26 protein-coding genes and 1 other RNA gene are annotated in these 23517 nt (G+C 66.8%); 16 read left to right on the forward strand and 11 right to left on the reverse strand.

What is annotated here, in order from left to right:
• The first annotated feature begins 4 nt into the window (after positions 1 to 4).
• On the forward strand, positions 5 to 688 hold the full coding sequence (gltK, locus tag CNE_RS02440) for a glutamate/aspartate ABC transporter permease GltK (RefSeq protein ID WP_013955562.1): 684 nt from the start codon (positions 5 to 7) through the stop codon (positions 686 to 688).
• Complete coding sequence (locus CNE_RS02445) at positions 685 to 1419, forward strand: amino acid ABC transporter ATP-binding protein (protein ID WP_013955563.1); 735 nt, start codon at positions 685 to 687, stop codon at positions 1417 to 1419. The genes gltK and CNE_RS02445 overlap by 4 nt, the downstream gene beginning before the upstream one ends.
• A gap of 62 nt (positions 1420 to 1481) precedes the next feature.
• Here the strand turns inward: CNE_RS02445 and CNE_RS02450 are convergent, their stop codons facing one another.
• Positions 1482 to 2312 carry a class II glutamine amidotransferase gene (locus tag CNE_RS02450; protein WP_013955564.1) on the reverse strand — a complete coding sequence of 277 codons (831 nt, stop codon included), beginning with the start codon at positions 2310 to 2312 and terminating at the stop codon, positions 1482 to 1484.
• A gap of 139 nt (positions 2313 to 2451) precedes the next feature.
• Here CNE_RS02450 and CNE_RS02455 point away from each other — a divergent pair, with 139 nt between their 5' ends.
• The 5 genes from CNE_RS02455 to rnpB all read left to right on the forward strand — a co-directional run bounded on the left by CNE_RS02455 (position 2452) and on the right by rnpB (position 7131).
• Complete coding sequence (locus tag CNE_RS02455) at positions 2452 to 3525, forward strand: tartrate dehydrogenase (protein WP_013955565.1); 1074 nt, start codon at positions 2452 to 2454, stop codon at positions 3523 to 3525.
• Entirely contained in the window at positions 3522 to 4829 is a 1308-nt protein-coding gene (locus tag CNE_RS02460) for a glycerate kinase type-2 family protein (protein WP_013955566.1), read from the forward strand. The genes CNE_RS02455 and CNE_RS02460 overlap by 4 nt, the downstream gene beginning before the upstream one ends.
• Positions 4830 to 4873: 44 nt before the next feature.
• Positions 4874 to 5908 (forward strand): dihydroorotase, encoded by a 1035-nt coding sequence (gene pyrC, locus CNE_RS02465; RefSeq protein ID WP_011614536.1) that lies wholly within the window; start codon positions 4874 to 4876, stop codon positions 5906 to 5908.
• Positions 5909 to 5928: 20 nt separating this feature from the next.
• Positions 5929 to 6756: a DUF3025 domain-containing protein gene (locus CNE_RS02470; protein WP_013955567.1), complete on the forward strand. Its 828-nt coding sequence runs from the start codon at positions 5929 to 5931 to the stop codon at positions 6754 to 6756.
• Positions 6757 to 6790: 34 nt separating this feature from the next.
• Positions 6791 to 7131: RNase P RNA component class A (rnpB, locus tag CNE_RS38685), an RNA gene on the forward strand.
• 54 nt (positions 7132 to 7185) lie between these two features.
• Here the strand turns inward: rnpB and CNE_RS02475 are convergent.
• Positions 7186 to 7608: an OsmC family protein gene (locus CNE_RS02475; protein ID WP_013955568.1), complete on the reverse strand. Its 423-nt coding sequence runs from the start codon at positions 7606 to 7608 to the stop codon at positions 7186 to 7188.
• 726 nt (positions 7609 to 8334) lie between these two features.
• On the opposite strand from CNE_RS02475, the gene rplM reads away from it, so the two are divergent.
• The 4 genes from rplM to erpA all read left to right on the forward strand — a co-directional run bounded on the left by rplM (position 8335) and on the right by erpA (position 10382).
• Positions 8335 to 8763, forward strand: coding sequence for a 50S ribosomal protein L13 (rplM, locus tag CNE_RS02480; protein ID WP_010813907.1), 429 nt, complete (start codon positions 8335 to 8337; stop codon positions 8761 to 8763).
• Positions 8764 to 8775: 12 nt separating this feature from the next.
• Positions 8776 to 9168 carry a 30S ribosomal protein S9 gene (gene rpsI / locus CNE_RS02485; protein WP_010813906.1) on the forward strand — a complete coding sequence of 131 codons (393 nt, stop codon included), beginning with the start codon at positions 8776 to 8778 and terminating at the stop codon, positions 9166 to 9168.
• 255 nt (positions 9169 to 9423) lie between these two features.
• Positions 9424 to 9912, forward strand: coding sequence for a bactofilin family protein (locus tag CNE_RS02490; RefSeq protein WP_013955569.1), 489 nt, complete (start codon positions 9424 to 9426; stop codon positions 9910 to 9912).
• Positions 9913 to 10013: 101 nt separating this feature from the next.
• Complete coding sequence (gene erpA / locus CNE_RS02495; RefSeq protein WP_010813904.1) at positions 10014 to 10382, forward strand: iron-sulfur cluster insertion protein ErpA; 369 nt, start codon at positions 10014 to 10016, stop codon at positions 10380 to 10382.
• 58 nt (positions 10383 to 10440) lie between these two features.
• Here the strand turns inward: erpA and CNE_RS02500 are convergent, their stop codons facing one another.
• Positions 10441 to 11238 carry a phytanoyl-CoA dioxygenase family protein gene (locus CNE_RS02500; protein ID WP_013955570.1) on the reverse strand — a complete coding sequence of 266 codons (798 nt, stop codon included), beginning with the start codon at positions 11236 to 11238 and terminating at the stop codon, positions 10441 to 10443.
• 90 nt (positions 11239 to 11328) lie between these two features.
• Here CNE_RS02500 and CNE_RS02505 point away from each other — a divergent pair, with 90 nt between their 5' ends.
• The gene (locus CNE_RS02505; RefSeq protein WP_013955571.1) at positions 11329 to 12234 is read left to right on the forward strand and encodes a LysR family transcriptional regulator; all 906 of its coding nucleotides are present in this window, start codon (positions 11329 to 11331) and stop codon (positions 12232 to 12234) included.
• A gap of 3 nt (positions 12235 to 12237) precedes the next feature.
• On the opposite strand, the gene CNE_RS02510 is transcribed toward CNE_RS02505, so the two are convergent.
• Together CNE_RS02510 and CNE_RS02515 are read right to left on the reverse strand one after the other, a co-directional pair.
• Positions 12238 to 13368 carry an anhydro-N-acetylmuramic acid kinase gene (locus CNE_RS02510; RefSeq protein ID WP_041227740.1) on the reverse strand — a complete coding sequence of 377 codons (1131 nt, stop codon included), beginning with the start codon at positions 13366 to 13368 and terminating at the stop codon, positions 12238 to 12240.
• An 11-nt stretch (positions 13369 to 13379) separates the two neighbouring features.
• Positions 13380 to 14771, reverse strand: coding sequence for a M23 family metallopeptidase (locus CNE_RS02515; RefSeq protein WP_013955573.1), 1392 nt, complete (start codon positions 14769 to 14771; stop codon positions 13380 to 13382).
• Positions 14772 to 15016: 245 nt separating this feature from the next.
• On the opposite strand from CNE_RS02515, the gene tyrS reads away from it, so the two are divergent.
• From tyrS to CNE_RS02535, 4 genes are all read left to right on the forward strand, one after another.
• Positions 15017 to 16258, forward strand: coding sequence for a tyrosine--tRNA ligase (gene tyrS / locus CNE_RS02520; RefSeq protein ID WP_013955574.1), 1242 nt, complete (start codon positions 15017 to 15019; stop codon positions 16256 to 16258).
• 10 nt (positions 16259 to 16268) lie between these two features.
• Complete coding sequence (dtd, locus tag CNE_RS02525) at positions 16269 to 16730, forward strand: D-aminoacyl-tRNA deacylase (protein WP_010813898.1); 462 nt, start codon at positions 16269 to 16271, stop codon at positions 16728 to 16730.
• A gap of 51 nt (positions 16731 to 16781) precedes the next feature.
• Complete coding sequence (locus CNE_RS02530) at positions 16782 to 17429, forward strand: YbhB/YbcL family Raf kinase inhibitor-like protein (RefSeq protein WP_013955575.1); 648 nt, start codon at positions 16782 to 16784, stop codon at positions 17427 to 17429.
• Positions 17430 to 17493: 64 nt separating this feature from the next.
• Positions 17494 to 18168, forward strand: a complete 675-nt coding sequence (locus CNE_RS02535; RefSeq protein ID WP_013955576.1) for a histidine phosphatase family protein — start codon at positions 17494 to 17496, stop codon at positions 18166 to 18168.
• A gap of 2 nt (positions 18169 to 18170) precedes the next feature.
• Here CNE_RS02535 and CNE_RS02540 read toward each other — a convergent pair whose 3' ends face one another.
• The 6 genes from CNE_RS02540 to CNE_RS02565 all read right to left on the reverse strand — a co-directional run bounded on the left by CNE_RS02540 (position 18171) and on the right by CNE_RS02565 (position 23514).
• Complete coding sequence (locus CNE_RS02540) at positions 18171 to 18896, reverse strand: queuosine precursor transporter (protein ID WP_013955577.1); 726 nt, start codon at positions 18894 to 18896, stop codon at positions 18171 to 18173.
• A 176-nt stretch (positions 18897 to 19072) separates the two neighbouring features.
• Complete coding sequence (locus CNE_RS02545) at positions 19073 to 19657, reverse strand: BPSL1445 family SYLF domain-containing lipoprotein (RefSeq protein WP_013955578.1); 585 nt, start codon at positions 19655 to 19657, stop codon at positions 19073 to 19075.
• A gap of 44 nt (positions 19658 to 19701) precedes the next feature.
• Positions 19702 to 20295, reverse strand: coding sequence for a hypothetical protein (locus CNE_RS02550; protein WP_010813893.1), 594 nt, complete (start codon positions 20293 to 20295; stop codon positions 19702 to 19704).
• 206 nt (positions 20296 to 20501) lie between these two features.
• Positions 20502 to 21560 (reverse strand): Holliday junction branch migration DNA helicase RuvB, encoded by a 1059-nt coding sequence (gene ruvB, locus CNE_RS02555; RefSeq protein WP_013955579.1) that lies wholly within the window; start codon positions 21558 to 21560, stop codon positions 20502 to 20504.
• Between the two features lie 58 nt (positions 21561 to 21618).
• Entirely contained in the window at positions 21619 to 22200 is a 582-nt protein-coding gene (gene ruvA / locus CNE_RS02560; protein WP_013955580.1) for a Holliday junction branch migration protein RuvA, read from the reverse strand.
• Positions 22201 to 22278: 78 nt separating this feature from the next.
• Positions 22279 to 23514: a glycerophosphodiester phosphodiesterase gene (locus CNE_RS02565; protein WP_013955581.1), complete on the reverse strand. Its 1236-nt coding sequence runs from the start codon at positions 23512 to 23514 to the stop codon at positions 22279 to 22281.
• Between the last annotated feature and the right edge of the window lie 3 nt (positions 23515 to 23517).

The raw sequence follows: 23517 nt of genomic DNA on the forward strand, positions 1-23517 counted from the left end.
CGCCATGGCTTATTCCTTCGATTTCACCTCCATCACCCCTGCCACGCTTCATGTCCTGGGTGAGGGCATGATGGTCTCTCTCAAGATCACCGTCACCGCGGTGGTGGTGGGCATTGTCTGGGGCACCATCCTGGCGATGATGCGGCTGTCGTCGTTCAAGCTGCTGAACTGGTTTGCGCAGGGGTATGTGACCATCTTCCGTTCCATCCCGCTGGTGATGGTGCTGCTGTGGTTCTTCCTGATCATCCCGCAGGTGCTGCAGAACCTGTTCAACCTGTCGCCGGCGACCGACCTGCGCATGACGTCCGCGCTGGTGGCCTTTGCGCTGTTCGAGGCCGCGTACTACTCGGAAATCATCCGCGCGGGCATCCAGAGCGTGTCGCGCGGGCAGATGTTCGCGGCGCAGGCGATGGGCATGACCTATGGCCAGTCGATGCGGCTGGTGATCCTGCCGCAGGCGTTCCGCAACATGGTGCCGCTGCTGCTGACGCAAGGGATCATCCTGTTCCAGGATACGTCGCTGGTCTACGTCAGCGCGCTGGCCGACTTCTTTGGCCAGGCCTATGGCATCGGCGAACGTGACGGCCGCATCGTCGAGATGCTGCTGTTCGCCGGCCTGGTGTACTTCGTTATCTGCTTCTCCGCTTCGCTGCTGGTCAAGCGTTACCAGAAAAAGGTGGCTGTATGATCGAAATCAACAATGTCTCCAAGTGGTACGGTGCCTTCCAGGTGCTGACCGACTGCACCACCAAGGTCGCCAAGGGTGAAGTGGTGGTGGTGTGCGGCCCGTCCGGGTCGGGCAAGTCCACGCTGATCAAGACCGTCAATGCGCTTGAGCCGTTCCAGAAGGGCGATATCCTGGTCGACGGCACCTCGGTGGGCAATCCCAAGACCAACCTGCCCAAGCTGCGCTCGCGCGTGGGCATGGTGTTCCAGAACTTCGAGCTGTTCCCGCACCTGTCGATCACCGAGAACCTGACCATCGCGCAGATGAAGGTGCTCGGCCGCTCCAAGGAAGAAGCGCTGGCCAAGGGCCTGAAGTACCTGGACCGCGTGGGCCTGAAGAGCCAGGCGGAGAAGTACCCCGGCCAGCTGTCGGGCGGCCAGCAGCAGCGCGTGGCGATCGCGCGCGCACTGTCGATGGATCCGATCTGCATGCTGTTCGACGAGCCGACCTCGGCGCTGGACCCGGAGATGGTCAACGAAGTGCTGGACGTGATGGTGCAGCTGGCCCAGGAAGGCATGACCATGATGTGCGTGACCCACGAAATGGGCTTCGCGCGCAAGGTGGCCAACCGCGTGATCTTCATGGACCAGGGCAAGATTGTCGAAGACTGCGAGAAGGAGGAGTTCTTCGGCAATATCGAACACCGCTCCGAGCGCGCGCGCCAGTTCCTGTCGAAGATTTTGCATCACTGATCGGCCTGGCAGGGCAAGCAAGAAGGGACGCCTCGGCGTCCCTTTTTTTTCGTTCTGATGTCTCAGGTGCAGGTCGTGTTGGCCGCGTTCTTCGCCTGCACTTCCGGCGGGATCGGCACCGTCAGCGTCATGGTCGGGCGCCCGTCCTCGAACATGATCAGCTCGCCCGGGGCGAAGCGGGTCCAGGTCTCGTTGTCGGTCAGCGGCTGGGTGGCGATCACCGCCACGCGGTCGTCCGGCGTGGTGACCTGGGCGAAGTCGATCGACAGGTCGGCATCGATCAGGTGCGCGGTTGAGAACGGCCATTGCCGCACGATGTAGTACAGGTGCGTGGAACAGTGCGCGAACTGGGCCTGGCCGTTGCACAGCAGGTAGTTGAACACGCCATGCAGCGTGATCTCGCGGGTGATGTCGGCCAGCGCATGGCACAGCTCGTTCAGCGGCGGCTGCGAGCCCGGGAAGCGCTTGCGCAGGCCCTGCATCAGCGTGCAGAAGGCCAGTTCGCTGTCGGTGTCGCCCACCGGCTGGTAGACGCCGGACAGGAACGGGGTGAAGCCCTTCAGGTCGCCGTTATGGGCAAAGATCCAGTGGCGGCCCCACAGTTCGCGCATGAAGGGGTGGCAGTTTTCCAGCAGCACGGTGCCTTGCGTGGCCTTGCGGATATGCGAGATGACGTTCTTGGACTTGATCGGGTAGCGCTTGATCAGGTCTGCCACCGGCGAGGTGCCGGCGGACTGGTTGTCGATAAACAGGCGGCAGGCCTTGTCCTCGAAGAAGGCGACACCGAAGCCGTCGGCGTGATGGTCGGTCAGGCCACCGCGCGCGGCAAAGCCGGTGAAGGAGAACGTCACGTCGGTCGGCGTGGCGCAGTTCATGCCTAGCAGCTGGCACATATCGGGGCACCGGTCGGCAGGAGGCTGCCGCTTTGCAATAGAATGCAGACATTATCCCGCGCACCCGGGCCGCTGCCAAGCAGCGTTGGCCGGGCCGCGCGCGGCGACCGGCCATCCTGCACGTATCTCCCCAATAACCATGCGCCAATACAAGATCGCCGTGATTCCCGGAGACGGAATCGGCACGGAAGTCATGCCCGAGGGCATCCGCGTGATGGACGCCGCGGCGCGGCGCTTCGGCATCGACTTCCAGTGGGACCACTTCGACTTTTCCAGCTGCGACTACTACGCCCGCCACGGCAAGATGCTGCCGGACGACTGGTTCGACACGCTGGTCAAGTACGACGCCATCTACTTCGGCGCGGTGGGCTGGCCTGATGCCGTGCCTGACCACGTCTCGCTGTGGGGCTCGCTGCTGCAGTTCCGGCGCTCGTTCGACCAGTACGTGAACCTGCGCCCGGTGCGGCTGATGCCCGGCATCAGGAGCCCGCTGGCCGGCCGCAAGCCTGGCGATATCGACTTTTATGTGGTGCGCGAGAACACCGAGGGTGAATACTCCAGCATCGGCGGGCGCATGTTTCCGGGCACCGAGCGCGAGATCGTGGTGCAGGAAACCGTGATGAGCCGCACCGGCGTCGACCGCATCCTGAAGTTTGCCTTCGAGCTGGCGCAGAAGCGGCCCAGGAAGCACCTGACATCGGCGACCAAGTCCAATGGCATCTCGATCACCATGCCGTACTGGGACGAGCGCGTCGAGGCGATGGCGGCCAGCTACCCCGGCATCAAGGTCGACAAGTACCACATCGACATCCTGACCGCGCATTTCGTCCAGCATCCGGACTGGTTCGACGTGGTGGTGGCCAGCAACCTGTTCGGCGACATCCTGTCCGACCTGGGGCCAGCCTGCACTGGCACCATCGGCATCGCGCCGTCGGGCAATATCAACCCGGACCGCACCTTCCCCAGCCTGTTTGAGCCGGTGCACGGCTCGGCCCCGGATATTGCCGGGCGCGGCGTGGCCAACCCGATCGGCCAGATCTGGTGCGGCGCCATGATGCTGGAGCACCTGGGCCATGAAGCCGCCGGCGCTGCCGTGCTGGGTGCGATCGAGAAGGTGCTGGCCGCGGGCCCCGAACACGCGCCGCTGACGCGCGACATCGGCGGCAAGGCCGGCACGGCCGACCTGGGCCAGGCTATCGCGGAGGCGCTGTGAGCACGGCGGGCGCGGGCGAGCCGCGCGTACTCCTGCTGGACAGCTTCCACGCCGCCGTGGCGGCCGCCGATCCGCTGCAGATCGTAGCGCAGCACCTGCCGCCCCCGCACGCGGGCGGCCGCACGCTGGTGGTGGGCGCGGGCAAGGCCGCGGCGTCGATGGCCGCGGCGGTCGAGCGTGCCTATGCGGGCAAGGCCACGCTGGAAGGGCTGGTGGTCACGCGCTACGCCCACGGGCTGCCGACCGACCATATCCGCGTGATCGAGGCCGGCCACCCCGTGCCCGACGAGGCCGGCGAGCAGGCCGCCGCCGATATCCTGGCCAGCGTGCAGTCGCTGACGCCGCAGGACCGGCTGCTGGTGCTGGTGTCGGGCGGCGGCTCCAGCCTGCTGTCGCTGCCGGCCGAAGGCATCCCCATGGCTGACCTTAAGGCCACCACCCGGGAACTGCTGCGCTGTGGCGCGCCGATCACCGAGATGAATATCGTGCGCAAGCATGTCTCGCGCATCCAGGGCGGGCGGCTGGCGCAGGCAAGCCGTGCGCCGGTGACCACGCTGATCGTCTCGGACGTGGCCGGCGACGATCCCAGCGCGATCGCCTCGGGCCCGACCGTGGCCGACCCGAGCACCTTTGCCGATGCGCTGGAGATCCTGCGCCGCTGGGGCGCGCAGGTGCCGGCCAGCGTGCAGGCCCACCTGGAGCGCGGCGCCCGCGGCGAGGTGCCGGAGACGCCCAAGCCGGGCGACGCGCTGTTCGCCCAGGTCGACAACCGCATGATCGCCACCGCCCATGGCAGCCTGCAGGCGGCTGCGGCGCTGTTCCGCGAACGCGGCATCACGCCGGTGGTGCTGGGCGATACCGTGACCGGCGAAGCGCGCGAAGTGGCCCGCGTCTACGCTGCGCTGGTGCGCGAGATTCGCGCGTACAATGCGCCGTTCGCCGCGCCCGTGGTGCTGATTTCCGGAGGTGAGTGCACGGTCACTTTGCCTGCCGGCGGTGGCGCTGCAAAGGCACGGGGCGGGCGTTGCTCCGAATTCCTGCTGTCGCTGGCGGTCGAGCTTGACGGCATGCCTGGCGTGCACGCGATCGCGGCCGACACCGACGGCATCGACGGTTCGGAGGACAATGCCGGTGCGCTGGCCGATCCGACCACGCTGGCGCGTGCCGCGGCCGCCGGCCTGCCGGGACTGCGCCAGCTGGACGCGCACGACGCCTGGGGCCTGTTCGATGCCATCGGCGACCTGGTGGTCACCGGCCCGACGCGCACCAATGTGAACGACTACCGCGCCATCCTGATTCTCTGATTTCGACGAACGCCCGCCGCCGCCGCGGCAGGCCCAAGCTAGCCATGACCCAGAAGCTCACCATCACCCGCCCGGACGACTGGCACCTGCACCTGCGCGACGGCGCGGCCCTGGCCGCCGTGCTGCCCGACACCGCGCGCCAGTTCGCACGCGCCATCATCATGCCCAACCTGAAACCGCCCGTGACCACGGTGGCGCAGGCGCAGGCTTACCGTGCCCGCATCCTGGCGGCGCTGCCGGCCGGCCTGCAGTTCGAGCCGCTGATGACGCTGTACCTGACCGACAACACCACGGCCGAAGAAATCGCCGCGGCCAAGGCCAGCGGCTTCGTGCACGGCGTCAAGCTGTACCCGGCCGGCGCCACCACCAACAGCGACGCCGGCGTGACCGATATCCGCCGCTGCTACCCGGCGCTGGAAGCGATGCAGCGCGCGGGCCTGCCGCTGCTGGTGCACGGCGAGGTGACCGACCCCAGCATCGACATCTTCGATCGCGAAGCCGTCTTTATCGACCGCGTGATGACGCCGCTGCGCCGCGACATGCCCGAGCTGAAGGTGGTGTTCGAGCACATCACCACCAAGGACGCGGCCGAATACGTGCGCGACGCCAGCGGCCCGGTGGGCGCCACCATCACCGCGCACCACCTGCTCTACAACCGCAACGCCATCTTCACCGGCGGTATCCGTCCGCACTACTACTGCCTGCCGGTGCTCAAGCGCGAGACCCATCGCGAGGCCCTGGTGGCGGCCGCGGTCTCGGGCAGCCCGCGCTTCTTCCTGGGCACCGACAGCGCGCCGCACGCGCGCGGGCTGAAGGAACACGCCTGCGGCTGCGCCGGCTGCTATACCGCGCTGCATGCGATGGAGCTGTATGCCGAGGCCTTCGACGCCGCCGGCGCGCTGGACAAGCTGGAAGCCTTTGCCAGCTTCAACGGTCCGGCCTTCTACGGCCTGCCGCGCAACACCGGTACCCTGACGCTGGAGCGAGAGGACTGGGAACTGCCGGCCGAGCTGCCCTATGGCGACACCACGCTGGTGCCGCTGCGGGGCGGCGAGACGCTGCGCTGGAAGGCCCGCTAAACCCTGCTGGGGCCTTGGCCATGCAGGTGCCCGCGGCCGACGAGCCTTTCGTCGCCGCGCTGGCCGGGATCGACTGGTCCCGGCCGTGGTTCCAGCCGTTTGCGGCGCGGGGTGCCGCGCTCGCTGCGGCGGTGCAGGGCGGCGCCGATTTGCGCGCGCTGCTAAACGCGTATGCAGCGCAACTTCGCCTGCGCAACGCCCGCGGCCTGCCCCTGCGTTTTATCGCCCAGCATGCCTTGCCCGAAGGCAGCGCCTATGAGGCGCATATCCATGCCACGGGCGAGATCCCGACCCGCGACAATCTCCACGATTTCTTCAACGCGCTGACCTGGCTGCATTTCCCGCGGGCCAAGCGCGTGCTCAACCAGATCCAGGCCGAGGTCATCGCGCGCGAAGGCGTGCAGACCACGCGCGGCGGCGTGCGCGATGCGGCGACCCTGTTCGACGAGAATGCGGTGCTGTTTGTCAGCGCCGATCAGGGCTTGGTGGATGCGCTCAAGGGGTTTGCGTGGCAGCGGCTGTTGGTCGAATCCAGGCCGGCGTGGGGCAGGGCCTGCACGGTGGTGCCGTTCGGCCACGCGCTGCTCGAAAAGCTGGTGCAGCCGTACAAGTCGGTCACTGCGCATGCGTGGGTGCTGCCGCTGGCGCCGCAGCAGGCGGCAGGCCCATCGCTGGACGCCATGCTGGCGCAATCCCTTGCCGCTGCGGCCCAGGCTGGCGCGCTGCGCGGCGGGCGCAGTTTTGCGCCGCTGCCGGTGCTGGGCATCCCGGGCTGGTGCGACGATAATGCCGAACCTGGCTTCTACGCCGATACCGCGGTGTTCCGCCCGGGACGGCGCGCCGGCTGAAGGCGCCGCCAATCGGTGTTAGACTGCGGGCCGCAAAGCAGGCCAGGCAACCGCTGCCTGCACCGCAAGGTGCAGGGGGAGGAAAGTCCGGACTCCACAGGGCAGGGTGTTGGCTAACAGCCATCCACGGCAACGTGCGGAATAGGGCCACAGAGACGAGTCTTGCCGCCGGGTTCGCCCGGCGGGAAGGGTGAAACGCGGTAACCTCCACCTGGAGCAATCCCAAATAGGCAGGCGATGAAGCGGCCCGCTGAGTCTGCGGGTAGGGAGCTGGAGCCGGCTGGTAACAGCCGGCCTAGAGGAATGGTTGTCACGCACCGTTTGCCGCAAGGCGGGCGGGGCGCACAGAATCCGGCTTATCGGCCTGCTTTGCTTCTTCTTATGGCATGACCCGGCGCCACCACGGTGTACCGGGTCTGCATCTTCCCTTCAGGCTTCGACGATTTCCAGCGTGTGCGTGATCTCGGCCGTCTTGGCCAGCATGATCGACGCCGAGCAGTACTTTTCGTGCGACAGCTTGATGGCACGCTCGACCGTGGCGGGGTTGAGATTCTTGCCGGTCACCACAAAATGGAAGTTGATGCGGGTGAAGACCTTGGGGTCCTCGCCGGCGCGCTCGGCCTGCAGCTGGACGCTGCAGCCGGAAACGTCCTGGCGGCCGCGCTTGAGGATCAGCACCACGTCATAGGCGGTGCAGCCACCCGTGCCGAGCAGCACCATCTCCATCGGCCGCGGTGCCAGGTTGTGGCCGCCGCCCTCAGGCGCGCCGTCCATCGCCACGATATGGCCGCTGCCGGTCTGGGCCACGAAGCTCATGCCGTCCGCGCCCATCCATGTCACTTTGCATTCCATTTTGTTCGTTCCTGTCGTTTATTTTGTGTGTTTCCGATCACAAACGCATGATCTCGAATCTTGCAATTCTCAGTATATGGCATCGTCAAGCTTGGGCTGCTGATGCCCATACCCGTATGAAATCTGAGGGTTTCCTCTAGTATGACAGTTCAATGACATAGCTGGATGTTGCATAAGTCATTGATTTCGAATTGAAATTACCTGTCTGGCGCGTCACGTCTTTCTTTCCGCAATACGAAATGACGTTTCGCAGTACAAATTTCTCTTGCACTGGGGAAAACCCCATGTATAATTTGAATCATTGAACGACGGCACCGACAGCGCGCCAGAGTGCGAAAGCGAAGCCCCAGGGCAAGCCCGCCGCACCGCCCGCCAGTCCCTCCGTCGATCTCCCAGTGTCTCCTCCACCCTCCTCCTTTGGTGGATTCAAACCCAAGCTCAACAGCTTGGGTTTTTTTTCGCCCCGCGTCCTGGTGCGCCGTGCACGGCAAAGTGCGCGCGGCTGCGCTGGCTTGGTCCCGCCATGGCGGCGACCTTGACGAAAAGATCAGTCTTTGCTTGTGCGGTTCTGGTGCCCACCAGTATAATGGAAGGCTTTCCGTCATACCCGCGGAAAGAAAGAGCAGGACCAGGCCAGCCTTCACGGGCCAGCCACAAGACTTGCAGGGGCGAGTACAAGCCTTCGCGAGTCGGATTTCGGGTACGAACTAATAGTCAGGAAAAATCATGAAGACCTTTTCCGCCAAGCCTCATGAGGTAAAGCGCGACTGGTACGTGATTGACGCGACGGACAAAGTCCTCGGCCGTGTCGCCAGCGAAGTGGCACGCCGTCTGCGCGGCAAGCACAAGCCGGAATTCACTCCGCACGTCGACACGGGTGATTACATCATCATCGTCAATGCAGCCAAGCTGCGTGTCACGGGTACCAAGGAAACGGACAAGAAGTACTATCGCCATTCGGGCTACCCGGGCGGTATCTACGAAACGACGTTCGGCAAGATGCAGCAGCGTTTCCCGGGCCGTGCCCTGGAAAAGGCTGTCAAGGGCATGCTGCCGAAGGGTCCGCTGGGCTACGCGATGATCAAGAAGCTGAAGGTTTACGCCGAAGCCGAGCATCCGCATGAAGCGCAGCAGCCCAAGGCGCTGGAAATCTAAGGAGGCCAATCCATGATCGGTAACTGGAATTACGGTACTGGCCGCCGCAAGAGCGCTGTGGCTCGTGTCTTCATCAAGTCGGGCAAGGGCGATATCATCGTCAACGGCAAGCCCATCAAAGAGTATTTCGCTCGCGAAACCTCGCTGATGATCGTGCGCCAGCCCCTGGAACTGACCGCTCACGCTGAAACGTTCGACATCAAGGTCAACGTGACCGGCGGTGGCGAAACCGGCCAGGCCGGCGCAGTGCGCCACGGCATCACCCGCGCCCTGATCGACTACGATGCGACCCTGAAGTCGGCCCTGTCGAAGGCTGGCTACGTCACGCGCGATGCACGTGAAGTCGAGCGTAAGAAGGTCGGCTTCCACAAGGCGCGTCGTCGCAAGCAGTTCTCGAAGCGCTGATGCGTTTTCGCAGGTCCGGTGCTGCCGGATCTTGCGAGACCAAAAAAACCGCACGCTGGCCGTGCGGTTTTTTTTCGCCTGCAGGGTACGGAAATACTCTGGCCTGCCGAAAAAGCGATTGGGCAGCCATACTTTTGTGGGGTATGGGCTGCGCGCGGCTACAATCACGCCCTGTCGCCATCGGCAAGTGCTGCTTGCCGGCGCGAATGCGCCACGGCCGGAGGGTTCGGCACGAACGAGAGAGGAGTGAGAGTGATGCTGTTTTCGAAAAAGAAGGGCCTTTCGATCGATACGCTGATCGGCGAAGACACCGCTATCGACGGCGACCTGGTCTTTGCCGGCGGCCTGCGCCTGGACGGCCGCGTGCGCGGCAACGTCACCGCGGCGCCGGGCAAGCCGAGCATGCTGGTGGTCAGCGAAAAAGGCATGGTCGAGGGCGAGATCAGCGTCGGCCACCTGGTGCTCAACGGCACTGTCAAGGGTCCGGTGCAGGCCACCGACCTGCTCGAACTGCAGCCGCATGCCCGCGTGCTGGGCGACGTGCGCTATGCGGCGCTGGAAATGCACCAGGGCGCGCTGGTCGAAGGCCGCCTGATGCCGCTGGTGCAAGGCGAGATCAAGGCGCTGCCGAACCTGCTCGAGGCGGCGCCGGCGGCTGAAGTGACGGAAGCGGCGGACGAGGCTGCCGCCACGGACCGCGCAGTGCCCGCTGGCGACGCGCATCCCACTGAAAAAGCCGCCTGAGCGGCACCCGCCATGCCGGGAACCCCTTGAAAACACAGGGTTTCGGCACGATCTTCCAGTAGCGCTTAGAATACAGGCGTATCTAAACAGGAGAACACCCCATGAACGCAGTCGCAGAGGCACCCGTTACCGAGGACGTGCCGGCACCGTTCGTCTTTACCGACAGCGCCGCCGACAAGGTCAAGCAGTTGATCGAGGAAGAGGGCAATGCCGAGCTGAAACTGCGCGTGTTCGTGCAGGGCGGCGGCTGCTCCGGCTTCCAGTATGGCTTCACCTTCGATGAGGAAGTCAACGAAGACGACACCACCATGGTCAAGAACGGCGTCACGCTGCTGATCGACTCGATGAGCTACCAGTACCTGGTCGGCGCCGAGATCGATTACAAGGAAGACATCAACGGCGCGCAGTTCGTGATCAAGAACCCGAATGCCTCGACCACCTGCGGTTGCGGCTCGTCGTTCTCGGTCTGACCGACACCGGTCCCAAAAAAACGCACCTTCGGGTGCGTTTTTTCTTTTCCGCGATGGCTTACCGGGCGGCGCGCCAGACCACGGGAAACCAATCTTCGCGCATGCGCTCGCCGGTCTGCTGATCGATGCCGGGGAAGGGCGGCGAGGTGCGCCCGGGCCGCTGCATGAAGCGCACGTCATCGCCCAGGAAACGCGCCGAGAACGCGCGCCGGCGCCCGCTGCCGGTATTGCCGGCAGCGCCGTGCACGGTACGGAAGTCGAACACCACGGCATCGCCCGGCTCCAGTTCCGGTGTGAGCAGGGTGTAGCTACCGTCTTCCACGTCCGGCATCTCCATGAAGGCGTCGTCACCTCCATAGAAGTTCTCGTTGCTGGCCCAGCGCTTGGGCCGCACCAGCCGCGGCCAGCGGTGCGAGCCGGCCACCACGCGCAGGGTATTGGCCTGCGTCACCGGATCCAGCGGGATCCAGTAGCTCGCGGTCTGGGTGCCGTCGACACAGTAGTAGGGCAGGTCCTGGTGCCACGGCGTGGGCTTGGCCGTGCCGGGCTCCTTGACCAGGATGTGTTCGTGGAACACCTGCACCGCCTGCGACTGCATGATGCGCCCGGCAATGGCAGCCGCCGGCGACTGACGGATAAAGTCATCGAACGGCGTAATGCGCTGCCAGTTGCAGTAGTCCTCGAAGAAGCGCCCGCTTTCGCCGGGCCGTACGTTCTCGATGGCAAAGGGGCCGGGCTCGGCCAAGTTCTGCGCAAAGCCGTCGCGCAGCCGTTCGACCCAGTCGGTGAAGGCGCCGCGCAGCACCAGCACGCCGTCGCGCTGGTAGGTGTCGATCTGTTCCTGGGTGATGTTCATGGCGATGTTGTATGGGGGCGATGTGCCCAGTATCGCCATGCGTTGGGGATAGGAAAAGCATATATTTCCTATGTTGCGATATAGGAAATCATGATCCCCTTCTCTTTCCGCCAGCTCGAATACTTTGTCGCCGCAGCCGAGCATGGCAGCATCAGCGCGGCGGCTCGGGCGCGCCATGTGTCGCAGCCGTCTGTCTCCACCGCGATCGCGCAGCTGGAAGACACGCTGGGCGAGCCTCTCTTCAGGCGCCAGGTCAGCCGTGGGTTGTCCCTGACGCCCGCCGGGCAGCGCCTGCTGGGGCGGGCACGAGACATCCTCGCGCTGGCGGCCGGCCTCACCGTGGACGACGCCACCGGCCGGGGGTTGACCGGCCAGCTCTCGCTGACCTGCTTCCAGGACCTCGGGCCGTATTTTGTGCCACGTCTGCTGGCGGGGCTGCGCCGGCACCATCCGGGCATCTCGGTGACCTTGTTCGAGGCCGACCTGGCGACCGTCCACCGCACGCTGCAGGCGGGCAAGGCCGAACTGGCGCTGACCTATGAACTGGGGCTCGATGCCCGCACCGAGCGCCGCACGCTGGCGGAACTGGCACCCTATGCGCTGCTGCCCGCCGGCCATCCGCTGGCAAGCGGCACCGATGTGAGCCTGGCCGACCTGGCAGGCGAACGGCTGATCCTCGAGGACATCCCGCAGACGCGCGAGTACTTCCTGTCGCTGTTCTGGGCGCATGGCCTGCACCCGGTGTTGCACCAGTACACGCAGACCTTCGAGATGCAGCGCGGACTGGTGGCGCACGGCTATGGCGTGGCGCTGTCGTGCACGCGCCCGGCCGGCGACCACAGCTACGACGGCGTGCCGATCGCCTGCCTGCCGCTGCGCGAGCCGGTGACGCCGCAGCGCGTGGTGCTGGCGCGCTCGCCGGCCATGCGGGCCTCGCCGCTGGCGCAGGTGTTCATGGATTGGGTGGAAGCGGGCGGCGCGATGCGCCTGCCCTAGCGCTTAGCGCGGATAGATTGCGCCCAGCACGCGCGGCCCGGCGGCGCCGGTCACGGTGGGCACGTTGCCGGGCTGGCGCAGCAGGCACTGGCGTGCCAGCCAGGCAAAGGCGATGGCTTCGACCTGCGACACCGGCACGCCGTAGTCTTCCGAGGTCTCGATGGCCACGCAGGGCAATGCCTGCACCAGCCGTGCCATCACGAACGCATTGCGGGCGCCGCCGCCGCAGACAATCAGGCGGCGCGCATCGGGCGCGTGGGTGCGCACGTCGCGCGCGATGGCCTCGGCCGTCAGCGCGGCCAGCGTCGCCTGCACATCGACAGGTGCGAGGTGCTGGAACGAGGCGAGACGGGCTTCGAGCCAGCCCGGATGGAACAGGTCGCGCCCGGTGCTCTTGGGCGGCGCTGCGCTGAAGTAGGGCTCATCCAGGCACTGCGCCAGCAGTGCGGCGTCGACACGCCCGCTCGCGGCCCAGTCGCCGTTGCTGTCAAAGGGAAGCCCGCGGTGGCGGCCGATCCAGTAGTCGAGCAGCGCATTGCCCGGGCCGCAGTCGAAGCCGCTGACGGCGCCGCCCGCCGCGGGCAGGATGCTGATATTGGAGATGCCCCCGATATTGCAGGCAACGCGGGTTTCGGCGTCGCTGCCGAACAGCGCATGGTGCAGCGCCGGCACCAGCGGCGCGCCCTGGCCGCCGGCGGCGAGGTCGCGGCTGCGGAAGTCCGCCACCACGTCGATGCCGGCCAGCTCGGCCAGACGCGCCGGATGCTGGCTCTGGCGGGTGTAGCCGATGCCGTCATACAGGCCCGGCCGGTGGCGGATGGTCTGGCCGTGGGCGCCGATCGCGGCCACTGCGGCCGCGTCGACCTGTGCCTCGCCCAGCAGTGCGGCCACGCAGTCGGCGTAGACCTGCGCCAGCGCATTGGCTGCCAGCGCCTCGCGATGGATCTCGTCCTCGCCCGGTTGCTGCAGGGCAGAGAATGCCGCGCGCAGCGTGTCGGGGAAGGGCTGGCTGGCGGCCGCCAGCACGGCGGGCCGCGCGCCGCTGAAATCCACCAGCACCGCGTCGGCACCGTCCATGCTGGTGCCGGACATGATGCCGATATAGCGTTCGCTGCCAGGCACGGGCTGGGTCACGATGGGCGCGGTCAGTTGGAGGCGGTCAGCACGTTGTAGGTGCGCAGCGCATTGATGCGGCTGAGCAGCCCGCTGGTGTAGGTCAGGAATTCCTGGCGCGACTTGCCGGTCAGCGTCGGCGATTCCATCAGCGTGATGGTCAGCGGGTTCTGCGGCACGTCGTTGAAGCGGAACTCATAGTGCAGGTGCGGGCCGGTGGCCCAGCCGGTCGAGCCGACATAGCCGATCAGCTGGCCCTGGCGCACCGGCTGGCCCTGGCGCATGCCGGCAAAGCCGGACAGGTGCGCATAGTAGGTCGAGTAGCCGTTGGCGTGGTTCAGGATGACGATATTGCCGTAGCCGTTCTGCTGGCCCACGAACTCGACCACGCCGTCGCCGGTGGCCAGCACCTTGGTGCCGGTCGGGGCGGCGAAGTCCACGCCCTTGTGCTGCGCCCAGTCATGATGCAGAGGGTGCTCGCGGCCGCCGAAGCCCGACGACACGCGCGAGAATTCCACCGGCGAACGCAGGAACGGCCGCTTCATGCTGCGCCCGTCGAAGGTGTAGTAGGCGCCGCCGTCTTTGCTGTCCTCGGGCGCGAACCACAGCGCCTGGTGCAGCTGGTTGCGGTTGATCAGCTCCAATGCGACCACGCGGCCGTTGCGCACGAAGGTGCCGTCGCGGAAGCCCGCTTCGTAGATGATGCGGAAGCGGTCGCCGCTGGCGATGTCGTGGTGGAAGTCGATCACGCCGGAGAAGATCGACAGCATCTGCTGCACGACTTCGTCGGGCACGTTGGCCGCGTCCATGGCCTTGAAGAAGCCGCCCGCGGAAATCGCGCCCGAGGCCATCTCGTAGTGCACGTCGTTGTCGACGCGCTGCACCTTGGCCTTGTAGGTGGCGGCGGTATCGTCGCTGGCCGCGCGCACGCGCTCGATCACCAGCTCGCGCGAGGCGGCTGCATCGCCGCCCAGGTTGGCCTGCAGCGACACCAGCGTGTTGCTTTCGTCGATCTCCGCCTGCACCGCCTGGCCCGGGTTCAGGTTGAACAGGCCGCGCGCGGTCGGGTTCTTGACGATGAACGCCTGCGCGTCGGCATCGTCCACGCCCAGCCGCTTGAGCAGGCTGGCGATGGTGTCGCCGCGCTGCATGCGCTCTTCGCGTACGTAGACGGCCTGGTTGTCGGTAAGCTGTTCAAGTTGCTCGCGCACGTCGGGCATGCGCAGCGCCTGCTGCGTGCGCGGTGCGAGCGGATCGTCAAAGGCGCTGCGCGGCGCAACGCCCATCGCCGCGGCCATGCCGAGCGTGAAGATTGCGCCCACCGAGGCCGTCAGTTGTTTGCGCCGCCGCGCGTGCTGGGGGTTGGTCGGATCGACAAGAACCACCAGCTCACGCGCGAAAACTTCGCGGAGTCTGGACCACATCACGTAAAATTCAACCTTGGTCTGAGCACCACTGCCGGGGACGATGTGTCTCGTCTGCCTTCCTCCCCCGAGGTGCGGCGCGGGCTCTTCACTGTTATTTGGCCGCCAGCATTGCTGCACAAAGTGGCGGGTAGCGCACTGGAAAGGCTTCCGTAGGCGCCGGGAATCGCGGATTATACCAAAATCCGGCCCTGGCGGCTGTCAGGAAATTTCCTAAAATTTCAAGTATTTCAAAGACTTACGTCATGACTGAAGTTGCCACGGGCCCCACGGCCAAATACCCCCTGACGCCGTCGGTGATGCAGGCCCTGGAAGTCTCCAAGCGAGGCTGCGACGAGCTGCTGATCGAATCCGAGTGGGCGCAGAAGCTGGCGCGCAGCGAGGCCACCGGCGTGCCGCTGCGCATCAAGCTGGGCCTGGATCCGACCGCGCCCGACATCCATATCGGCCATACCGTGGTGCTGAACAAGCTGCGCCAGCTGCAGGACCTCGGCCACCAGGTGATCTTCCTGATCGGCGACTTCACCTCGACCATCGGCGATCCGTCGGGCCGCAACAGCACGCGCCCGCCGCTCACGCGCGAGCAGATCGAGGCCAACGCGCAGACCTACTACCGCCAGGCCAGCCTGGTGCTGGACCCGGCCCGCACCGAGATCCGCTACAACAGCGAGTGGTGCGATCCGCTGGGCGCGCGCGGCATGATCCAGCTGGCGGCAAAGTACACCGTGGCGCGCATGATGGAGCGCGACGATTTCACCAAGCGCTTCCGCTCCGGGATTCCGATTTCCGTGCACGAGTTCCTCTACCCGTTGATGCAGGGCTATGACTCGGTCGCGCTCAAGTCAGACCTGGAGCTCGGCGGCACCGACCAGAAGTTCAACCTGCTGGTCGGGCGCGAGCTGCAGAAGGAATACGGCCAGGAGCCGCAGTGCATCCTGACCATGCCGCTGCTGGTGGGCCTGGACGGCGTCGAGAAGATGTCCAAGTCCAAGGGCAACTATGTCGGCGTGACCGAGGCGCCCAACGAGATGTTCGGCAAGCTGATGAGCATCTCGGACGACCTGATGTGGCAGTACTACACGCTGCTGTCGTTCCGCCCGCTGGCCGAGATCGAGCTGATGAAGCAGGAAATCGCGCTGGGCCGCAATCCGCGCGACTGCAAGGTGCTGCTGGCGCAGGAGATCGTGGCGCGCTTCCACAGCCAGGCCGATGCCGAGAAGGCACTGGAAGATTTCAACCACCGCGCCCGCGGCGGCGTGCCGGACGATATCCCGGCAGTCAGCCTGAGCGGCGCGCCGCTGGGCATCGCGCAGCTGCTCAAGCAGGCCAACCTGGTGCCGTCCACCTCGGAAGCCAACCGCAATATCGAGCAGGGCGGCGTCAAGATCGACGGCGCCACGGTCAGCGACAAGGCCACCAGGGTGGCCGCCGGCACCTATGTCGTGCAGGTCGGCAAGCGCCGCTTCGCGCGCGTGACGCTGGCCTGAGGCGGCCGGGATGATCGCGCTGATCCAGCGGGTGGCCCAGGCCCGCGTCACGGTAGAAGGCCGCACCACCGGTGAAATCGGCGCCGGCCTGCTGGCGCTGGTCTGTGCCGAGCGCGGCGACACCGAGGCGCAGGCCGAGCGGCTGCTGGCCAAGATGCTGTCGTACCGGGTGTTTTCCGATGCGGCCGGCAAGATGAACCTGCCGGTGCAGAACATGGACGGCAACGGCAACGCCGGCGGGCTGCTGGTGGTGTCGCAGTTCACGCTGGCGGCCGATACCAACAGCGGCACGCGGCCGAGTTTCACGCCCGCTGCCTCGCCCGAGGACGGCCGGCGCCTGTACGAGCATTTCGTGGCGCAGGCGCGCGCCGCCCATCCGCAGGTGCAGACCGGCGAGTTCGGCGCGATGATGCAGGTCAGCCTGGTCAACGACGGCCCGGTCACCTTCTGGCTGCGGGTGCCGCCGGCCTGAACAGATTCCAAGCTGCCGCGCCCCGGCGCGGCACCAAGACAGGAGAGACAAATGAAACTCTGGAGCAAGTCCTTCAACGACAACGCGCCGATTCCCGGCGAGTTCGCCTTCTGCGTGCCCGACGCCACCGCCCACGTGGCCCTGTCGAACAACCGCAATCCCGACCTGCACTGGGAAGACGCCCCGGCCGAGACGCGCTCGTTCGTGCTGATCTGCCACGACCGCGACGTCCCCAGCAAGGGCGACGACGTCAACCAGGAAGGCCGCGAAGTGCCGGCCTCGCTGCCGCGCGTGGACTTCTTCCACTGGGTGCTGGTCGACATCCCGCCGGGCCTGACCTCGATCGCGGCGGGCTCGCACAGCGACGGTGTGATCGCGCGCGGCAAGCCGGGCCCCGAAGCCGCCGGCGGCACCGCCACCGCGGGCGGCCTGCGCCACGGCATCAACGACTACACCGGCTGGTTCGCCGGCGATGCCGACATGAAGGGCGACTACTACGGCTATGACGGCCCGTGCCCCCCGTGGAACGACACGCTGCTGCACCACTACGTGTTCACGCTGTATGCGCTGGACGTCGACCGGCTGCCGCTGGATGGCACGTTCACCGGCGCGCAGGTGCGCGACGCGATCCAGGGCCATGTGCTGGCGCAGGCCAGCCTCACCGGAACCTATACGCTGAACCCGAAGCTGGCGAAATAACGCCTGGCCGGCGCCGCGCCAGCCGCGCGGTGCCCGGCCTCAAGGAAATCCCGAAGGAAACGGCATGTCGCAAAGCCCCGGGCCGCATTCGCTGGCCTATACCCACCTGATCGTGATCCGCCACGGCGAAACGGCCTGGAACCGGGAGCGCCGGCTGCAGGGCCAGCTCGACATTCCCCTGAACGAGACCGGCCGCGCCCAGGCGCGCGCGCTGGCCACTGCGCTGGCGGGCGAGCCGATCGATGCGGTATATGCCAGCGACCTGTCGCGTGCGATGGAAACCGCTGCGCCGCTGGCCGAGGTGCTGGGGCTGCAGGTGCGCCCCGATGTGCGCCTGCGCGAGCGTAGCTACGGCACACTGCAGGGCAAGACCTACGCCGAAGTGGCCGAGCACCTGCCCGAGGATTTTGCCCGCTGGCAGGCGCGCGTGCCGGACTACGCGCCGCCTGAAGGCGAGTCGCTGCTGGGCTTCCATGAGCGCGCGGTCGAGGTGGTGCTGGCGCTGTCGCGCCGGCATCCCGGCGAGCGCATCGCGCTGGTGGCGCACGGCGGCGTGCTCGACTGCCTGTACCGCGAGGCCACCGGCATGACGCTGGAAGCGCCGCGCCAGCATGAACTGCTCAATGCCAGCGTCAACCGTCTACGCAGCGACAGCACCCACCTGACGCTGGCGCAGTGGGGCGATGTCAGCCACCTGGAAAACCTGGCGCTGGACGAGGTGGACCGGCGCGTGCCGTAGCGCTACACGCGGACGCGGAACGGGGTGAAGTCGGTATTGCGGTCGAAGTAATCCTCGTTCTCGGCCCGCTTCAGGAACCCCACCACCTTGTACGTCACCGGTGTCATTACCACTTCCCAGCCGGTCTTCAGCACGTACTGCGCCACCGCCACCTGGATCACCTTCTCCAGCGGCCAGATGCCGTAGAAGGCGATCACGTAGAACAGCGACGAGTCGACTAGCTCCCCGGCCAGCGTGGAGCCGATCGTGCGCGTCCACAGCCACCGCCCCGACGTCCACAGCTTCATCTTGGCCAGTACGTAGCTGTTGGTGAAGCTGCCGCAGCAGAAGGCGATCAGCGAGCCGAGCGCAATCCGCCAGGTGTTGCCGAACACCTCCTGCAGGCTTTTCTGGTAGTCCGCCATGAAGGGCGCGACCGGCATGTTCAACACCACCAGGCTCATGAAGGTGGCGAACGCCAGCGCGGCAAAGCCGGCCCAGACCACGCGCCGGTCGCGGCCGTAGCCGTAGACCTCGGTCAACACGTCGCCGAAGATGTAGGAGATCGGGAAGAACAGCACCCCGGCGCCGAAGGTCACCGTGCCGATCACCGGCAACGTCACCTGCGCCGCCTTGGCCGCGCCGATCAGGTTCGAGCACAGCAGCACGGTGACAAAGGCCACCATGACTAAGTCATAGTAGCGGTAGACACGGCCCGGTTGGGTCGTGCTGGCGGGGACGGCGGACATGGGGGCTCCCGGTCGGACGCGCTGGCGCGCGGTGTTTTGGGCGCGATTATGCCAGCGGGCCCCGGATTGCGCCGCGCCTGCCGCGGCGTGCGCAAGCGTTGCTGTGGCCGCCTGAAATAAAAATTCCCGGCCGAAGCCGGGAACTTCAGGTAGAGCGGCGCAGCCGGGTGGCCGCGTCAGATTTCCAGCTTGCTGATCTTGGCGCCGTTCACCGAGACGTCGAACATCAGGCCGGCATTGGTCTGCACGAAGGCAATCACCGGCTGCTGGCTGGTCAGGGTGTCGAGCCTGCCGTCCGCGCCGATCTTGGCCACCGCCACGTTGGCATCGGCGCCGGCGGTCCAGCCCTTGCTGGAAACAAACTTGTTGTAGGCCTCCGGGGTCATGAACATGATGATGACGGCCTTGGACTGCCCGCCGGCGGTCAGCCCGACCGAGGCCTGCGTCGTGCTGTAGTAGCCGACCGTCGCGCCCTTCGATCGCAGCGCACCCTCGCCGTACTCGCCGCCTACCACCAGGCCGGCCGAGATCACGCGCGGGAACACCAGGACCCCTTGCGCACGCTGCGCCAGGTCGCGTGCGCCGGCGTTGGTGGAGAACAGCCGGTTCAGCGCTCCGTCCACCCCTGCATCGATTTCCTGCTTCTTGGCGACCGGGTCCTTCGAGGCGCTGGTGCCGGTAGTGCTGCAGCCCGCAGCCATCACCGTGGCGACGAGCAGGCCCGATCCGGCAACCCGGGTAACAAAGTGGCGACGATTCATAGGTAACCTCCTGATGGGAAAAGTACCGCGTCTGGCTCAGTGGCTCAGTTGGCTGCGGCTGCCGCGGGTGCCTTGACCGTAATGGCCACGACTTCACGGTAGACGATCTTGGCCATCTGGCCCTGCTTGATGCCGTTCAGGTCGATGGCCGGGTCCTGCACTTTCACGGTGCGCAGCGTCTCGCGCGGACCGCGGAAGGTGATCAGGCGCTTGGCCGGGTCGACCTTGGTGATCTGTGCGGTCACCGTGGTGGTGATCTCGCGCATGATGCCGGGCTTGCCGCCCTCGGCGGCGCGCGTGGTGCGGTCGACCGATTCGGCCAGTGCGGTGGCCTTGCTGTCGACCGGCTCAAGCGCGGCGACCAGCGCGGCGCCACGCGCTACGGTCAGGATGTCGCCCTTGCGGATCTGGCCAAAGTTGCGGGCTTCGTCGCCAGCGACCAGTTCGACCACGTTGCCGCGCGGGCCCTGGACCAGCACGGCCTTGGATTCGGGATCGATATCGACGATCTTGCCGCTGATGACCGCTTCTTCGGCCACGCCGACCGGCGCCGGCGGGCGCTGGGCGTTGGCACTGCCGGCGGCGAACGCGGTGGCGGCGAGGGCTGCGGCGAGCAGGCTGGACGAATGGCGAATCATTGGCTTTCCTTGACGTATTTGTGAAGGTGCCGTGCCTGGCGGGGCGCGGCCATCGCAGCACCGGGCCGGTGCCGATAAAGCCATTGTGGACAATCGGCCACGGGCCAGCAATCCACTTCGAAAAAATTTGGAGCGCGAAATTAAAACATTTAATTGGTGCTGCGCCGGGCCCTGCCAAGGCGCTATTGCTGCACTGCAGCGCGCTGTCAGGCGTCGCCGAACAGCTCGGTCGCGCCGCTGCCTTGCGGGTTGGCCAGGCCGAAATGCCGATAGGCGGCAGCCGTGGCCACGCGCCCGCGCGGCGTGCGCTGCAGATAACCTTGCTGGATCAGGTAGGGCTCGAGCACGTCCTCGATGGTGTCGCGCTCCTCACCGATGGCCGCGGCCAGGTTGTCAACGCCCACCGGGCCGCCGCCGAACTTGAGCAGCACGGCTTCGAGCAGCTTGCGGTCCATCAGGTCGAAGCCGACGCTGTCCACGTCCAGCATGGCCAGCGCTGCGTCGGCCATAGCGCGGGTGATGTTCCCGTCACCCTTGACCTCGGCGTAGTCGCGCACGCGGCGCAGCAGCCGGTTGGCGATACGGGGCGTGCCGCGCGCGCGCCGGGCGATCTCCAGCGCGCCCTGCGGGTCGATGCGGGCATGCAGCAGCTGCGCCGAGCGCGTGACGATGCGGGCCAGCTCATCGGCGGTATAGAACTCCAGCCGCGCCACGATGCCGAAGCGGTCGCGCAGCGGGTTGGTCAGCATGCCGGCACGCGTGGTGGCGCCCACCAGCGTGAACGGCTGCAGGTCGAGCTTGACCGAGCGCGCCGCCGGGCCTTCGCCGATCATGATGTCGATCTGGTAGTCCTCGAGCGCCGGGTACAGGATTTCCTCGACGACCGGCGAGAGCCGGTGGATCTCGTCGATGAACAGCACGTCATTGGCTTCCAGGTTGGTCAGCAGCGCGGCCAGGTCGCCCGGGCGCTCCAGCACGGGGCCCGAGGTCTGGCGCAGGTTGACCCCCATCTCGCGCGCGATGATGTGGGCCAGCGTGGTCTTGCCCAGGCCCGGCGGGCCGAACAGCAGCACGTGGTCCAGCGCCTCGCGCCGGTTGCGCGCGGCGTGCATGAAGATATCGAGCTGCCCACGCACCTTTTCCTGGCCGACATATTCGTCCAGCAGCTTGGGCCGCAGCGCGCGCTCGAACGCCTCCTCCTGCGACGAGGCGGGGGTGGCGGCGATCACGCGGGCGGGGGCGGCAAGCTTGTCAGTTTCGATCATGATGGTCAGGGGCCCGGACAGCGGCAACAAGCCGCCATTCTACGCGCCTATGCAGCTCTCAACCCTTGGACAATGCCTTGAGCGCCAGCTTGATGCCCTCCGACACGCCGGTCCCCGCCGGCACCTGCTTGATCGCCGCGGCGGCTTCCTTCTCCGAGTAGCCCAGCGCCAGCAGCGCATTGAGCACGTCGACGGCGCTGTCCGGCACCGCCGGCGTGCCCGGCGCATGGCCCAGCTCCGCGCCCAGCTTGCCCTTGAGCTCCAGCAGCAGCCGCTCCGCGGTCTTCTTGCCGATGCCGGGAATGCGCGTGAGGCGGCCGGCTTCCTGCAGCGTGATGGCCTGCGCCAGCTCGGGGACCGACATGCCCGACAGCACCGCCAGCGCCATGCGCGCGCCGATGCCGGTGATCTTGATCAGCTCGCGAAAGGTGTTGCGTTCCGATGCGGTGCCGAAGCCGTACAGCAGGTGCGCGTCCTCGCGCACGATCAGCTGCGTCAGCAGCGTCACCGGCTGGCCCACCGCGGGCAGGTTGTAGAAGGTGCTCATCGGCACGTCCACCTCGTAGCCGACGCCGTGGCAATCGACCAGCAGGTGCGGGGGATTCTTCTCGATAAGGGTGCCGGCGATGCGTCCGATCATGGTGCGGAGGAGGGAATGGAAGGTGGGGTGTCAGGGAGGAGGCGGCCGCAAGTGTAGCCCAGCGGCCGCCCGGCCGGATCAGCGCGCCGGCGTATCCACCGCGCGGCGGCCCAGCGCCGGGTCGTCGGTGAAGAAGCCGTCGATGCCGGCCGCGATAAAGGCCTGCACCTCCCGCTCCATGCCGGACGGGCTGCGCGTGGCGTCGTCGCCGCCGGTCTGCAGCGCCTTGGGCAGGAAGCTGTTTTCCGGGCGGAAGGTGTAGGGATGGACGAACAGCCCGGCAGCATGCGCCTGGCGCACCACCGGCGTCGGCGCAGCCAGCGCGCCCTGCGCATCGCGTGGCACCACGCTGCTCTTCTCCGGGCCGATGCCGTCGGCGTAGGCCGCCACTTCGCGCAGGCCGGTCGTGCTCAGCATGTCGTCGAAGGTGCGCGGGTCGCCGGCAAGCTTCCAGTCCGCGGGGCCTTTGCGCGGGTTGCCGATGAGTTGCACCAGCTTCACGTTGGGCAGCCCGCGGCCCAGCGTGCGTCGCATCGCGCGCAGGCTGCCGCTCTCGAAGCACTGGATAAACACCGGCGCCTGGCGCAAGTAGGGCTGCGCGCGCAAGGCCGCTGCCAGCTTGTCTTCAAGTGGCAGGCCGATGCCGCGAAAATAGCTCGGATGCTTCAGTTCGGGATAGATGCCGATGGGTTTGCCGGTGCGCAGCGAGGCCTGCTCGGCCAGCCGCACGATCTCGTCGAAGGTCGGCACCTCGAACTGGTCGTTCAACCGCGCATTGGCCGGCCGCAGGCGCGGGATGCGCTCACGCGCGCGCAGTGTCTTGAGCTCGGCCAGCGTGAAGTCTTCGGTGAACCAGCCGCTCAGGCGCTCGCCGTCGATCACCTTGGTGCGCTTGCGCTCGGCGAACTGCGGCAGTTCGGCCACGTTGGTGGTGCCGGTGATGTCGTTCTCGTGGCGCGCCACCAGCACGCCGTCGCGTGTCATGACCAGGTCGGGCTCGATGGCGTCGGCGCCGTCCTCGATGGCCTTGGCGTAGGCGGCAAGCGTATGTTCCGGGCGCAGCGCGCTGGCGCCGCGGTGGGCGATCACCAGCGGCCTGGGAGGCTGGGTGGCGGCGGCCGCAGGCGGAGCGCTCGCGGCGGGTGCCGGCACCGGAGCCGCGGACACGGGCTTAGGGCGCGGCGCGGTGGCGCAGCCGGCGACCAGCACGGCGCAGGCCGCAGCGGCCGGGAACAGCCGTCGCCGGAAGGCAAGAACAGGGAAGAGGCTGGCTGCGCGCCAACGCGGCGCGCTCAATCGGGACTGGCTAGGCATGCA

It is taken from the genome of Cupriavidus necator N-1, assembly GCF_000219215.1.
GTDB lineage: Bacteria > Pseudomonadota > Gammaproteobacteria > Burkholderiales > Burkholderiaceae > Cupriavidus > Cupriavidus necator.

Coding starts and splice junctions, on each gene's coding strand:
- CNE_RS02475 (WP_013955568.1), bottom strand. CDS start 7,608: ATGGAATGCAAAGTGACATGGATGGGCGCGGACGGCATGAGCTTCGTG.
- CNE_RS02500 (WP_013955570.1), bottom strand. CDS start 11,238: ATGAACATCACCCAGGAACAGATCGACACCTACCAGCGCGACGGCGTG.
- ruvB (WP_013955579.1), bottom strand. CDS start 21,560: ATGATCGAAACTGACAAGCTTGCCGCCCCCGCCCGCGTGATCGCCGCC.
- rpsI (WP_010813906.1), top strand. CDS start 8,776: ATGATCGGTAACTGGAATTACGGTACTGGCCGCCGCAAGAGCGCTGTG.
- ruvA (WP_013955580.1), bottom strand. CDS start 22,200: ATGATCGGACGCATCGCCGGCACCCTTATCGAGAAGAATCCCCCGCAC.
- CNE_RS02470 (WP_013955567.1), top strand. CDS start 5,929: ATGCAGGTGCCCGCGGCCGACGAGCCTTTCGTCGCCGCGCTGGCCGGG.
- CNE_RS02550 (WP_010813893.1), bottom strand. CDS start 20,295: ATGATTCGCCATTCGTCCAGCCTGCTCGCCGCAGCCCTCGCCGCCACC.
- CNE_RS02450 (WP_013955564.1), bottom strand. CDS start 2,312: ATGTGCCAGCTGCTAGGCATGAACTGCGCCACGCCGACCGACGTGACG.
- CNE_RS02455 (WP_013955565.1), top strand. CDS start 2,452: ATGCGCCAATACAAGATCGCCGTGATTCCCGGAGACGGAATCGGCACG.
- CNE_RS02490 (WP_013955569.1), top strand. CDS start 9,424: ATGCTGTTTTCGAAAAAGAAGGGCCTTTCGATCGATACGCTGATCGGC.
- CNE_RS02545 (WP_013955578.1), bottom strand. CDS start 19,657: ATGAATCGTCGCCACTTTGTTACCCGGGTTGCCGGATCGGGCCTGCTC.
- tyrS (WP_013955574.1), top strand. CDS start 15,017: ATGACTGAAGTTGCCACGGGCCCCACGGCCAAATACCCCCTGACGCCG.
- rplM (WP_010813907.1), top strand. CDS start 8,335: ATGAAGACCTTTTCCGCCAAGCCTCATGAGGTAAAGCGCGACTGGTAC.
- erpA (WP_010813904.1), top strand. CDS start 10,014: ATGAACGCAGTCGCAGAGGCACCCGTTACCGAGGACGTGCCGGCACCG.
- CNE_RS02530 (WP_013955575.1), top strand. CDS start 16,782: ATGAAACTCTGGAGCAAGTCCTTCAACGACAACGCGCCGATTCCCGGC.
- CNE_RS02445 (WP_013955563.1), top strand. CDS start 685: ATGATCGAAATCAACAATGTCTCCAAGTGGTACGGTGCCTTCCAGGTG.
- gltK (WP_013955562.1), top strand. CDS start 5: ATGGCTTATTCCTTCGATTTCACCTCCATCACCCCTGCCACGCTTCAT.
- dtd (WP_010813898.1), top strand. CDS start 16,269: ATGATCGCGCTGATCCAGCGGGTGGCCCAGGCCCGCGTCACGGTAGAA.
- pyrC (WP_011614536.1), top strand. CDS start 4,874: ATGACCCAGAAGCTCACCATCACCCGCCCGGACGACTGGCACCTGCAC.
- CNE_RS02565 (WP_013955581.1), bottom strand. CDS start 23,514: ATGCCTAGCCAGTCCCGATTGAGCGCGCCGCGTTGGCGCGCAGCCAGC.
- CNE_RS02535 (WP_013955576.1), top strand. CDS start 17,494: ATGTCGCAAAGCCCCGGGCCGCATTCGCTGGCCTATACCCACCTGATC.
- CNE_RS02540 (WP_013955577.1), bottom strand. CDS start 18,896: ATGTCCGCCGTCCCCGCCAGCACGACCCAACCGGGCCGTGTCTACCGC.
- CNE_RS02515 (WP_013955573.1), bottom strand. CDS start 14,771: ATGTGGTCCAGACTCCGCGAAGTTTTCGCGCGTGAGCTGGTGGTTCTT.
- CNE_RS02505 (WP_013955571.1), top strand. CDS start 11,329: ATGATCCCCTTCTCTTTCCGCCAGCTCGAATACTTTGTCGCCGCAGCC.